This is a genomic window from Streptomyces sp. NPDC097595 (genome assembly GCF_044761525.1).
GTDB classification, from domain to species: Bacteria; Actinomycetota; Actinomycetes; order Streptomycetales; family Streptomycetaceae; genus Streptomyces; species Streptomyces drozdowiczii_A.
In genome coordinates, this window is record NZ_JBIWCN010000029.1 from 15,629 (window position 1) to 29,812 (window position 14,184).

General features: G+C 71.9%; 1 protein-coding gene. It reads left to right on the forward strand.

Going from position 1 to position 14,184, the window contains the following annotated elements; all coding sequences use genetic code 11:
- Positions 1 to 5: 5 nt before the first annotated feature.
- A complete protein-coding gene (locus ACIQZN_RS32770) occupies positions 6 to 14,174 on the forward strand; it encodes an SDR family NAD(P)-dependent oxidoreductase (protein WP_404001866.1) in 14,169 nt (4,722 codons plus the stop codon).
- Positions 14,175 to 14,184 lie beyond the last annotated feature (10 nt).

Here is a 14,184-nt window from a genome sequence, read left to right on the forward strand (position 1 = left end):
ACCAGATGAACGAGTCCATGGCCATTGCCGTTGTCGGAATGTCGTGCCGTTTCCCGGGTGCTGAGGGTGGGCCGGGGGAGTTTTGGGAGGGGCTGGTCGGTGGGCTCGATGCGGTGGGCGAGGTGCCTTCGGATCGTTGGGACGGTGAGGGGTTTTATGATCCGGATCCGTCGGTGGCGGGGAAGTCGGTTGCTCGGCGTGCGGGGTTTTTGAGTCGGGTTGATGGTTTTGACGCGCGGTTTTTTGGTATTTCGCCGCGTGAGGCTGTGGCGATGGATCCGCAGCAGCGGTTGGTTTTGGAGTTGGCGTGGGAGGCGTTCGAGGACGCCGGTGTGGTGGCGGGTTCGGTGCGGGGGTCTGCCGCTGGTGTGTTCGTGGGGTCGATGGCGGATGATTACGCGGTTCTGGCGCGGCGGGGTGGTGTGGAGGGGATTGGTGCCTTCACGTCGACGGGTCTCGCGCGGAGTGTGATCGCGAATCGGGTGTCGTTTCTGTTGGGTTTGACGGGTCCGTCGTTGGTGGTGGATTCGGGTCAGTCGTCGGCGTTGGTGGCGGTGTATCAGGCGTGTGAGGCGTTGCGTCGTGGTGAGGTGTCGTTGGCGTTGGCGGGTGGGGTGAATTTGATGCTGGCGCCGGAGTCTTCGGTGGCGGTGTCGAAGTTCGGTGGGTTGTCGCCGGATGGGCGTGCGTTTGTTTTCGATGGTCGGGCGAATGGTTATGTGCGGGGTGAGGGTGGGGGTCTTGTTGTTCTGAAGCGGCTGGAGGATGCGGTCGCTGAGGGTGATGATGTGGTGTGTGTGATCGCGGGGGGTGCGGTCAACAATGATGGCGGCGGTGATGGTCTGACGGCTCCGCGCGTGGAGGGTCAGGCCGGGGTGTTGCGGCTTGCGTGTGAGCGTGCGGGTGTGGCGCCGGGCGAGGTCGGTTACGTGGAACTGCACGGGACCGGAACGGCGTTGGGTGACCCGGTCGAGGCCACGGCTTTGGGGATGGTGCTGGGGAATGCGCCGGGGCGTTCCGAGCCGTTGGTGGTGGGCTCGGCGAAGACGAATGTCGGGCATTTGGAGGGTGCGGCGGGGATCGTCGGTCTGATCAAGGCCGCGATGTCGGTGCGGTATGGGGTGGTGCCGGCGAGTCTGAACTTTGAGTCGGCTAATCCTGCGATTGATCTCGATGCGTTGAATCTGCGGGTGCAGACCCAGACAGGGGTGTGGGAGGGGTCCTCCCGTGTTGCGGGTGTGTCGTCGTTCGGGATGGGCGGGACGAACTGCCATCTGATTCTGCGGCCGGCACCCGAGCGGGCTCCTGTGGTGCAGGGTGCGGAGCCGGTCCTGGTGCCGTGGGTGCTCTCGGGGCGCAGCGCTGAGGCGTTGCGTGCGCAGGCGGACAAGCTCGCTGAGTTCGTAAGTGGATCCGAGTCTTCGCTGCTCGATATCGGATACTCACTCGCCTCCTCGCGGACGGTTTTCGAACACCGTGCCGTGGTGGTGGGCACGGACCGCGAAGAGCTTATTGCCGGCCTGGAGAAGGTTCGTACTGCGGGCGCTGTCGGTGCTGCGGGGACGGCGTTCTTGTTCACCGGGCAGGGGTGCCAGCGGGCGGGAATGGGCCGGGAGCTGTACGAGGCATTCCCGGTGTTCGCCGAAGCGTTCGACGCGGCATGTGCGCATCTGGACGGGCATCTCGGCCGGTCGCTGAAGGACGTGGTGTTCGACGGCGATCCGGTACTGGACCAGACCCGGTTCACGCAGGCCGCGCTGTTCGCGCTGGAGTCGTCCCTGTTCACGCTGGTGTCCTCGTTCGGGGCGCGTCCTGACGCGCTGATCGGTCACTCGATCGGCGAGGTGAGTGCCGCATACGCAGCCGGAGTGTTCTCCCTTGAGGACGCGTGTGCTCTGGTCGCGGTACGGGGCCGGCTGATGCAAGCCGCCCGCGCGGGCGGGGCCATGCTCGCGATCGCCGCCCCCGAGGCGGAGGTGGTCCCGGAGCTGGTTGACGGCGTGTCCCTCGCGGCGGTGAACGGCCCCGCAGCGGTCGTCGTCTCCGGCGACGCGGACGCGGTCGGGGGCCTGGAAGACCTGTTCCGAGGGCGTGGAGTCAAGGTCAAGCGGCTTACCGTGTCCCACGCGTTCCACTCCGCGCACATGGACACGGCCCTGACGGAGTTCGAGGAGACGATCGGCTCCCTGACCTTCCACGAGCCGCAGATCACCGTCATATCGAATATCACCGGCCAGGTCGCCGACGAGCTGACCAGCCCCGCCTACTGGACCCGTCAGATCCGTGCGGCGGTCCGCTTCCACGACGGCATCCGCACCCTGGACGCCCAGGGCATCACCACGTACCTCGAACTCGGGCCGGACCCGGTCCTGACGTCTCTCGTCCAGAACACCCTCGACACCCCCACCGCCGCCTCCGCGCTCAAGAGCGAGCGTGACGAGGCCAAAACACTGCTGCGAGCCCTGGGCACCGCGTACTCCAGCGGGACCGATGTCGACTGGACCGCTTTCCTGCCCGGCGGGAACCGGGTCAAGCTCCCCACCTACGCCTTCCAGCGCAAGCGCTACTGGATCGACGCCCCCGACGCGCCCCAGGCGTTCTCCACCTCCGCCTCCGCTCCCGCCCCGCAGCAGGAGGCCGACGAGGCCGAGGCGGTCGGGACGACCTGGGCCGGCAGGCTGCGCGGGCTGAACGAGAAGCAGCGGGAGTCGCTGATCGCCGACCTCATCTGCCGCCACACCGCAGAGGTGCTGGAGTACGACGCGACCGACGTGCTCGACCCCGCCCTGCCCTTCAAGGAACTGGGCCACAACTCCCTGTCGTCCGTCGAGCTGCGCAGCCGGCTGGCCGCCGACCTCGGCATCGCTCTGCCGTCCTCGCTCGTCTACGACTACCCGACACCCGCCGTTCTCGCCCGCCACATCGTGACGGCGCTGCTCGGCACCACCGATGCGCTCGACCTCCCCGACGCCGCTTCCGTCTCCGGTTCCGACGAGCCGCTGGCGATTGTGGGCATGGCGTGCCGGTATCCGGGTGGGGTGGTCTCGCCGGAGGGGCTGTGGGGCCTGGTCGCTGAAGGCCGGGATGCGATCGGGGACTGGCCGGAGGATCGCGGCTGGGACGCCGAGGGGCTGTACGACGCCGAGCGTGGAGTGTCGGGGAAGTCGTACCTGCGTTATGGCGGGTTCCTTCAGGGGGCGGACGGGTTCGACGCGGAGTTCTTCGGGATCTCGCCGCGTGAGGCGCTCGCGATGGACCCGCAGCAGCGCTTGCTGCTGGAGACGGCGTGGGAGGCGTTGGAGCGGTCGGGGATTGTTCCGCAGTCGCTCAAGGGCAGTCGGACGGGTGTGTTCGTCGGTGCGATGACCGGGGAGTACGGTCCGCGCCTGGCGGAGCCGGTTGCGGGGACGGAGGGGTACCTCCTGACAGGCAACACGGCGAGTGTTGCTTCGGGCCGTATTTCCTACACCCTCGGCCTGGAAGGCCCGGCCGTCACCGTGGATACGGCGTGCTCGGCTTCCCTGGTGGCTTTGCACCTGGCGGCCCAGTCGTTGCGTAGTGGCGAGTGCTCGCTCGCCCTGGCCGGTGGTGCGACGGTGATGTCGTCGCCGGGGATGTTCGTGGAGTTCTCGCGGCAGCAGGGGTTGTCGCAGGACGGCCGCTGCAAGGCGTTCTCCGCGAGCGCGGACGGCACGGCGTGGGGCGAAGGGACAGGCGTTCTCCTCTTGGAGCGGCTGTCCGATGCCCAGGCCAACGGCCACCCGGTCCTCGCTCTCATCAAGGGTTCGGCGGTCAACCAGGACGGCGCGAGCAACGGGCTCAGCGCACCCAACGGCCCCTCTCAGCAGCGGGTGATTCGCCAGGCGCTGGCCAACGCCGGCCTGACGGGTACGGACGTCGATGCCGTGGAGGCGCACGGCACCGGAACCAAGCTCGGCGACCCGATCGAGGCGCAGGCCCTGATCGCCACGTACGGGCAGGAGCGCTCCCCCGAACAGCCCCTGTGGCTCGGCTCGTTGAAGTCGAACATCGGTCACACCATGGCCGCCGCTGGCGTGGGCGGTGTCATCAAGATGGTCATGGCGATGCGTCAGGGAATCCTCCCGCAGACGCTGAATGTCACCGACCCGACGTCCCACGTGGACTGGTCCCAGGGCTCGGTGGAGCTGCTGACCGAGCAGCGGCCGTGGCCGGAGGTCGGCCGCCCGCGCCGCGCGGCAGTCTCGTCCTTCGGGATCTCGGGTACGAACGCGCACATGATTTTGGAGCAGGCCCCGGAGGCGTCGCTGCCGGAGGTTTCCGCCAGTGGTGTGGTGCCGTGGCTCCTGTCCGGTCGGACCGAAGAGGCCCTGCGCGACCAGGTGGCTCGTCTGACGGAGTTTGTGGAGAGCGCCCCGGAGCTCACACCGAGTGCTGTGGCGACCGCACTGGCCTCCCATCGCACGGTGTTCGGGCAGCGCAAGGCCATGGTCGGCAGCACCCGTCAGGAACTGCTGGACGCTCTGCGTGCGGACGCCAGCGCGTCGGGCGAGGCGGTCACGGGCCGCACGGTGTTCGTCTTCCCGGGTCAGGGCTCGCAGTGGATCGGCATGGCGGCCGGTCTCTACGAGGCATCGCCGGCGTTCCGGGTACGGCTTGAAGACTGTGCGCGGGCTCTGTCCGTGCACACGGACTGGAATCTGCTGCCGGTCCTGCTGGAAGGCGACCCGGAAGGCCTGCTGGAACGGGTCGACGTGATCCAGCCCGCGTTGTGGGCGGTCATGGTCTCCCTCGCCGAGGCGTGGCGCTCATACGGAGTCGTCCCGGACGCGGTCGTCGGGCATTCGCAGGGCGAGATCGCGGCCGCTGTCGTCTCCGGTGCGCTGTCCTTGGAGGACGGCGCCTTGGTGGTGGCGCTGCGGAGCCGGGCCATCATCGCTCTGGCCGGCCGAGGCGGCATGCTCTCGGTCGCACTGCCCGCCGACGCGGTTCGCTCGTACCTGACGCGGTGGCCGGACGACCTGAGTGTGGCCACGGTCAACGGCCCGTCCTCGACCGTCGTGTCGGGTACGGACAGTGCCCTGGACGAGCTGGTCGCGGTGCTCGACAAGGACGGGGTGCGCTCGCGGCGTATCGCGGTGGATTACGCCTCGCACTCCCCGCACGTGGAGTCGATCCGGGACGAGCTGGCGCAGCTCCTGGCCCCGGTTGCTCCTCGGGTGCCCGAGATCCCGTTCTACTCGACCGTCACGAACGAGGTGGTCGACAGCGCGGTCCTGGACGCGGGGTACTGGTACCGGAATCTGCGTCAGACGGTGGAGTTCGAGAAGACGACCCGGGCCCTGCTCGCGGACGGCTTCACGACGTTCATCGAGTCCAGCGCTCACCCGGTCCTGACGATCGGTCTTCAGGAGACGTTCGAGGCCGCTGAGGCGTCAACGGCGCTCGCGGTGCCGTCATTGCGTCGTGACGAGGGCGGGCTTGAGCGGTTCCTGCTCTCCCTGGGCCAGGCATGGACCCACGGCGTCCCCGTCGACTGGACCACCGCCCTCCCCGAGCCCCAGCGCCCCCTCGACCTCCCCACGTACCCCTTCCAGCGCACCCGCTACTGGCTCGACCCCGTCAAGACGACCGGCGACGTGTCCACCGCCGGGCTCACCACCGCCGCGCACCCGCTCCTCGGCGCTGTAGTCGACCTGGCCGGCTCCGACGGCACCGTCCTCACCGGGCGGCTCTCGCTGAAGTCGCACCCGTGGCTCGCCGATCACGCCGTCTCCGGCACGGTCCTGCTGCCCGGCACTGCCTTCGTCGACCTCGCGCTGCACGCGGCCGACGAGACCGGCTGCGACACCGTCGAGGAACTCACCCTCCAAGCCCCCCTCGTCCTCACCGGCACCACCGCCGTCCTCCTGCGCGTCGAGGTCGGCGAGCCCGACGAGCACGGCCGCCGCAGCATCGGCATCCACTCCCGCCCCGACACCGAGGGCACCCTCTGGACCCGGCACGCCACTGGCGAGCTCGGCCACGGCGGCGCCGCCGGCGCACCGGCCGACGAGGTGTGGCCCCCGACCGGCGCGGTCCGCCTGGACACGAGCACGCTGTACGAGGAGCTGGCGGCCGCCGGTTACGAGTACGGGCCCGTCTTCCAGGGCGTCCAGGCCGCATGGCGCAACGGTGACGCGGTCTTCGCCGAGGTCACGCTCGCCGAGGACCAGCACAGCGACGCCGACACCTTCGGCATCCACCCCGCCCTGCTCGACGCCACCCTTCACACCGCACTCCTCACCCCCGGCACCGAACTGCCCGCACCCCGCCTCCCCTTCGCCTGGTCCGGCATCCACCTCCACGCCACCGGCGCCACCACCGTCCGCGTCCACATCACCCCGGCCCACACCGACAGCATCACCCTCCACATCACCGACACCACCGGACAACCCGTCGCCACCATCACCTCCCTCGCACTCCGAGAGGTGGCCCCCGCCCAGCTGGGTCAGGGCGCAGGTGGCGCCGACGACGCGCTGTACCACCTGGACTGGACCCCGGTGCAGGCCGCCCAGGACACCGACGCCCGGCCGTTCGTCGTGGTCGGGGCCGGGCCCGCTTCCGTACGGGCCACCCGGCACGCGGACCTCACCGCTCTCCGCGACGCGTGGACGGACGGGGACTCCACCGACGCCCTGCTGTTCATGACCGAGGGCGAGACGGACGACCGGTGCACGCCGGACGCCGCCCGGGCCGCCGTCCACCGGGTGCTCACCGCGGTCCAGGAGTGGCTCGCGGAGGACCGGTTCGCCGACGCCCGCCTGGTCGTCGTGACGCGCGGGGCCGTCGCGACGGACTCCGCGACCGCGCCCGAGGCGCCGGCGTACGCACCCGTCTGGGGCCTGCTGCGCACCGCCCAGACGGAGAACCCCGGGCGCTTCGTCCTCGTGGACACCGACGAGGACCCGGCCTCCGCCACGGCCCTCACGGCCGCACTCGCCGGTGGCGAGCCGCAGTTCGCCCTGCGCGCGGGCAAGGTGCTCGTCCCGCGCCTCGCCCGTGCGGCGGGGCGCGCCGACATCCTGCTCCCGCCGGCCGGGGACGAGCCCTGGCACCTGGACGTCACCGCGCGCGGCACCCTGGAGGCCCTCACCCTGGTGACCGGTTCCGAGGCGGCCGCCCCGCTCGGGCCGCTGGAGGTACGGGTCGCGGTCCGGGCCGCCGGACTCAACTTCCGCGACGTGCTGATCGCGCTCGGCGTCTACCCGGGCGAGGCGTCCATGGGCACCGAGGGCGCCGGTGTGATCACCGAGACCGGCGCGGACGTCACCGGCCTCGCCGTCGGCGACCGGGTCACCGGCATGCTGCCCGGCTCCTTCGGACCCGTATCGGTCGTGGATCACCGGCTCGTCGTACGTATCCCCGACCAGTGGTCGTACGAGGACGCGGCCGCCATGCCCATCGTCTTCGGCACCGCCTACTACAGCCTGGTCGAACTCGCGGGACTGCGGTCCGGCGAGACCCTCCTCGTACACGCCGCCGCCGGTGGAGTCGGCATGGCGGCCGTGCAGCTCGCCCGCCACCTGGGCGCCGAGGTCTACGGCACCGCCGGCCCCACCAAGTGGGACGCGCTGCGGGCCTCCGGCCTGGACGACGCCCACATCGCCTCCTCACGCACCCTCGACTTCGAGGAGCGGTTCCGGGAGGCGACGGACGGCCGCGGCGTGGACGTCGTACTGGACTGCCTGGCGCGGGAGTTCGTGGACGCCTCGCTGCGGCTGCTGCCGCGCGGCGGCCGCTTCGTGGAGATGGGCAAGACCGACATCCGCGACGCGGACGAGGTCGCCGCCGCCCATCCCGGGGTGGCCTACCAGGCGTTCGACCTGATCGAGGTCGCGCACCGGGACCCCGAGAAGTTCCGGCGCATGCTGACCGAGATCGTCGCCCTCTTCGAGTCGGGCGCACTGCACCACTCGCCGGTCCGTGCCTGGGACATCCGCCGGGCCCCGGAGGCGTTCCGGTTCCTGAGCCAGGCGCAGAACGTCGGCAAGATCGTGCTGACCGTGCCGCCCGCGCTCGACCCCGAGGGAACGGTCCTGATCACCGGCGGCACCGGCACCCTCGGCGCGCTCTTCGCCCGCCACCTGGTCACCGCGTACGGGGCCCGCCACCTCCTCCTGACCAGCCGCCGGGGTGCCGACGCCCCCGGGGCCGACACGCTGCGCGCCGAACTCGAAGCCCTCGGCGCGACCGTCACCCTGGCCGCCTGCGACACCGCCGACCGGGACGCGCTCGCCGCACTCCTGGCCACCGTCCCGACCGACCACCCCCTCACCGCAGTCATCCACACCGCGGGCGTCCTGGACGACGGCACGGTCACCGCGCTCACCCCCGAGCGTCTCGACACCGTCCTGCGCCCCAAGGCCGACGCCGCCTGGCACCTGCACGAACTCACCCGCGACACCGACCTCGCCGCCTTCGTCCTCTTCTCCTCCGTCATGGGGGCCATCGGAGGCGCCGGCCAGGCCAACTACGCGTCCGCCAACACCTACCTCGACGCACTCGCCGCGCACCGCCGGGCCGCCGGTCTCCCCGCCACCTCGCTGGCCTGGGGCTTCTGGGACCAGCGCAGCGAACTCACCGGCGACCTGGACGAGGCCGACCTCGCCCGCATGACGCGGGCCGGCCTGGTGCCCCTCGGCTCGTCCGAGGGACTGGCCCTCTTCGACCGGGCGCTCGCCGACCCCGGCGCCGCCCTGGTCCCGGCCCGTCTCGACCTCGCCCGGCTGCGCACCCAGGCCGACAGCGGCTCGCTGGCGCCCGTGCTCTCCGGACTCGTCCGCGCCCGTACGGCGCGCAGGGCCGCCGCGTCGGCCGCCGCCGCAGCCGCGGGCGACCGCTTCGCCGGACTCACCGGCAGCGACCTGGACCGGGCCCTGCTCGACCTCGTACGGACCAACGCGGCGACCGTGCTGGGGCACTCCTCCCCGGCGTCGATCCGCCCCGACAGCAAGTTCAAGACGCTCGGCTTCGACTCCCTCTCCTCCGTCGAACTGCGCAACCGCCTCGGTGAGGCGACCAAGCTGCGCCTGTCGGCCACCGCCGTCTTCGACCATCCGACCCCGGACGCGATGGTCGCCCACCTGCGCGGCCTGCTCGGCGTCGAGGACACGACCGCGGCCCCGGTGGCCGTCCGTCAGGGCCCGGCGACCGCCGGCACCGGGACCGCCGACGACCCCATAGCCATCATCGGACTCGGCTGCCGGCTGCCCGGCGGGGTGTCCTCTCCCGAGGAACTGTGGGAACTGCTCGCCGCAGGCGCCGGCACCGCCGCCGACCTGCCCGACGACCGGGGCTGGGACCTGGAGGCCCTGTACGACGCCGACCCCGACCGCTCCCGCAAGAGCTATGTCCGCAAGGGCTCCTTCCTCTACGAGGCGGCCGAGTTCGACGCCGACTTCTTCGGGATCTCGCCGCGTGAGGCGCTCGCCATGGACCCGCAGCAGCGCCTGCTGCTTGAGACGGCCTGGGAAGCCTTCGAACGAGCGGGCATCCCGCCGGAGTCGGTCCAGGGCAGCCAGGCCGGGGTGTTCGTCGGCGCGCTCTTCCAGGAGTACGGCTCCCTCATGCACGAGGCCACGGAAGGCGTCGACGGCCTGCTGCTCACCGGCAAGACCACCAGTGTCATATCCGGCCGCCTCGCCTACTTCCTCGGCCTCGAAGGCCCCGCCATCACCGTGGACACGGCCTGTTCCTCCTCGCTCGTCGCCCTGCACCAGGCCGCGCAGTCCCTGCGCGGCGGAGAGTGCTCGCTCGCCGTCGCGGGCGGCGTCTCGGTGATGGCCACGCCCGGCATGTTCACCGAGTTCAGCCGCCAGCGCGGCCTGGCCACCGACGGCCGCATCAAGGCGTTCGCGGACGCGGCCGACGGGACGGCGTGGGGCGAGGGCGCGGGCGTCCTGCTGCTGGAGCGGCTGTCCGATGCCCAGGCCAACGGCCACCCGGTGCTGGCGGTGATCCGGGGTTCGGCGGTCAACCAGGACGGCGCGAGCAACGGGCTCAGCGCACCGAACGGCCCCTCCCAGCAGCGTGTCATCCGCCAGGCGCTGGCCAACGCCGGCCTGACGGGTACGGACGTCGACGTCGTGGACGCGCACGGTACGGGGACCAAGCTCGGCGACCCGATCGAGGCGCAGGCCCTGATCGCCACGTACGGGCAGGAGCACTCGGCCGACCAGCCGCTGTGGCTCGGCTCGTTGAAGTCCAACATCGGCCACACCATGGCCGCCTCCGGCGCCGCCGGCGTCATCAAGATGGTGCTGGCCCTGCGGGAGGGAATCCTTCCGCAGACCCTGGGGGTGGACACGCCGACGTCGCACGTGGACTGGTCCCAGGGATCGGTGGAGCTGCTCACCGAGCAGCGGCCGTGGCCCGAGGTCGACCGCCCGCGCCGCGCGGCCGTCTCGTCCTTCGGTATCTCGGGAACGAACGCGCACATGATCCTGGAACAGGCCCCGGAGCTGGAGTCCCGGGTCGAGACGGAGGCACCGGCGGATGTGCCGTGGGTGGTCTCCGCGAAGAGTCCGGGGACTCTGCGTGAGCAGGCCGTGCGGCTCGCGGGCTTCGTCGAGCGCAATCCGAAGGAGTCGGTGGGGGCGGTGGCTGCCGCCCTGGTCGATTCACGGGAGCGTTTCGATTACCGGGCCGTGGTGCTCGGCCGTGGGCGCGAAGAGCTCCTTGCGGGCCTTGGCGCACTGGCCGGGAGCGATGCGGCCGGCTCGGTGGTGACGGGTGAGGCGGTCACGGGCCGCACGGTGTTCGTGTTCCCGGGTCAGGGTTCGCAGTGGATCGGCATGGCGGCGGGTCTGTTCGAGGCGTCGCCGGCGTTCCGGGAGCGTCTTGAGGACTGTGCGCGGGCCCTGTCGGCTCACACGGACTGGGATCTGCTGCCGGTCCTCCTGGAAGGCGATCCGGAGGGCCTGCTGGAGCGGGTGGACGTGATCCAGCCCGCGCTGTGGGCGGTGATGATCTCCCTCGCCGAGGTATGGCGCTCTTACGGGGTCGTGCCGGATGCGGTCGTGGGGCACTCGCAGGGTGAGATCGCGGCGGCTGTCGTCTCGGGTGCGCTGTCCTTGGAGGACGGCGCCCTGGTGGTGGCGCTGAGGAGCCGGGCGATCAAGGCTCTGGCCGGTCGGGGCGGGATGCTGTCGGTCGCGCTGCCCGCTGATGCGGTGCGCCCGTATCTGACGCGGTGGGCGGACGATCTGGGTGTGGCCACGGTCAACGGCCCGTCCTCGACCGTCGTGTCGGGTACGGACAGTGCCCTGGACGAGCTGGTCGCGGTGCTCGACAAGGACGGGGTGCGCTCGCGCCGTATCGCGGTGGATTACGCCTCGCACTCCCCGCACGTGGAGTCCATCCAGGCCGAACTGGCGCAGCTCCTGGCGCCGGTTGCTCCTCGGGTCCCGGAGATCCCGTTTTATTCGACCGTCACGAACGAGGTGGTCGACAGCGCGGCCCTGGACGCGGGGTACTGGTATCGGAATCTGCGTCAGACGGTCGAGTTCGAGAAGACGACGTGGAAGTTGCTCGCGGACGGTTTCACCACGTTCATCGAGTCGAGTGCGCATCCGGTTCTGACGATCGGTCTCCAGGAGACCTTCGAGGCCGCCGGTGCCGTCGCGGCGCTCGCGGTGCCGTCACTGCGCCGGGACGAAGGCGGGCTTGAGCGGTTCCTGCTGTCCCTCGGCCAGGCGTGGGCCCACGGCGTCCCCGTCGACTGGACCCCGCAGCTTCCCGAGGTCACCCACCCGGTCGACCTGCCCACCTACCCCTTCCAGCGTCAGCACTACTGGCTCTCCGCCTCCCACGCCGCCACCCCCACCGTCTCCGACCTGGGCCCCGGTGCGGCCCCGCACCCGCTCCTCGGCGCGGCGGTCGAACTGCCGGGCTCCGGATCACTGCTCTACACGGGGCGCCTCTCCCTCACCGCCCAGCCCTGGCTCGGCGACGCGGAGACCCTGCCCGGTGCCACGTTCCTGGAGCTCGCCCTGCGGGCCGGCGAGGAGGCGGGTACCGGCCGGGTGGACGAACTCACGCTCCACGAACCCCTCGTCGTGCCCCGCAGGGGCGGCGTGCAGTTGCGGGTCGAGGTCGGAGAGCCGGAGGACGACGGGCTGCGCAGGCTGTCCGTGCACTCCCGCCGCGAGGGCAGGGCTCCCGGCACCGCCTGGACCCGGCACGCCACGGCCGTCCTGACCGCCGACGAGCCGGCCCCGGAGTGGGACCTCGAAGTCTGGCCGCCGCTCGACGCCGAACCGCTCGACGCGGGTTCGCTGCCCGGCATACGGGCGGCCTGGCGGCGCGACGGAGAGCTGTACGCCGAGATCGTCTCCGGTGAGGGGCACGACCCGGCGGGGTACGCCCTGCATCCCGCCCTGCTGGAGGCGGCGCTCGGCTCCGCCGTCCTGACCGGTCTCCCGGCCGGGGCCACCCCGGTGCGGTGGCGCGACGTCACGCTGCACGCCGTCGGCGCCACCACCCTGCGCGTGCGCGTCGTGCCCACCGCCGACGAACCCCTCGGCGTCACCGTCGAGATCGCGGACGGCGGCGGGGCGCCCGTCGCCACCATCGGCGCGATGCTGCTGGAGGACGGGGCCGACGAGCGGATCCGGCAGGCGGCGTCCGCCCAGCGCGGCGGGCAGTACACCGTCGAGTGGACCGACGAGAAGCCCGCCCCGGTGACCGAAGCGGCCCCGCTCAACTGGGCGGTGGTCGGCGAGGACGTCTTCCGGGCCCGCTCCGGACTCATGGCCGCGGGCACCTATGCCGAGGCCCACCCCGGCCTGGACGCCCTGGCGGCCCGGATCGAGGCGGAGGGCGCACCCGCGCCCGATGTCGTCCTGGTGTCCGTGGCGGCCACCGCGGACGGAGACATCGCGACATCCGTACGACGGGGCGTGGAGGAGGCGGCACAGCGCGTCCGCACCTGGCTCGCGGACACCCGGTTCGCCGGCTCCCGGCTGGTGTTCCTTACCAAGGACGCCACCGCGGCCTCGGCACCGCAGGGCGGCGACCCCGCCGCCGCGGCGGTGTGGGGCCTGATCCGCGCCGCCCAGGAGACGGACCCGGACCGCTTCGTCCTGGCCGACACCGACGGGAGCAAGGCGTCGTGGCGCTCCCTGGTCAAGGCCATCGCCGCGGGCCACGACCAGCTGGCCCTGCGCCGCAGCACGCTCAAGGTGCCTCGGCTCGCCCCGGCGGTCGCCGGCACCTGGCCCGCGTACGACCCCGAGGGCACGGTCCTCGTCGTCGGCCGACAGGCCGAGCCGTACGCCCTCCGGCTGGCGGAGCGGCACGGCGTGCGCAACCTGCTGCTGGCCGGCGCGCGGGACACGGCGGAGCTCGAAGCCGGGCTCACCGCCGCCGGAGCCCGGGTGACCGCGGCCCCGGTCGACCCGGCCGACCCGACGGCCCTGGCGGACGTCCTCGCGGCGGTCCCCCCGGCCCACCCGGTCATCGCCGTCGTCCACGCCGTGGACCCGCACGCGGACGCGTCGGCGGAGGCGGCCCACGCGGCCCGTACCGCGCAAGCACTGCGCGAGGCGGCCGGGCCCGACGCCGCGTACGTCATGCTCTCCGAGGAGGAAGGGGCCACCGGGGCGTTCCTGGAGGCCTGGGCGCGGGTGCTGCGCAGCGGCGGGACCACGGCCGTGGCCCTGTCCGGCCGCCCCGGGACGGCCGGGCCCGTCGACGGGGAGCTGCTGGACGCCGCGACGGCGGTCGGCGCGGCCGGAGTCGTCGTGGCCGAGCCGGACTTCGAGGCGCTCGCCGCGCTCGCCGCGGCCGGCCGGCTGCCCGCCCTGTGGCGCGGCCTGGTCCGCGGACCGGCCCGACGCACCGTCAAGGAGGGCCCGGCCGGGGCCGGCGGCTTCAAGCAGCGGCTGCTCGCCCTCGACGCCGCCGGGTGCGACGCCCTCCTCCTGGACCTCGTCCGGGCACACGCGGCGAGCGTGCTCGGCCACGGATCGGGCGAAGCCGTCGACGCCGACCGCAAGTTCCGGGACATGGGCTTCGACTCGCTCTCGGCACTCGCCCTGCGCAACGCCCTCAACGACGCCACCGCGCTGCGCATGCCGCCCGGTGTCGTCTTCGACCAGCCCACCTCGGCCGAGCTGGCCCAGCACATCAAGCAGCAGATCTTCGGCCGATAGATAGCCGAGT

What these genes read in the sequence shown, in the direction of transcription:
- ACIQZN_RS32770 (WP_404001866.1), top strand. Translation starts at nt 6, where the DNA reads ATGAACGAGTCCATGGCCATTGCCGTTGTCGGAATGTCGTGCCGTTTC.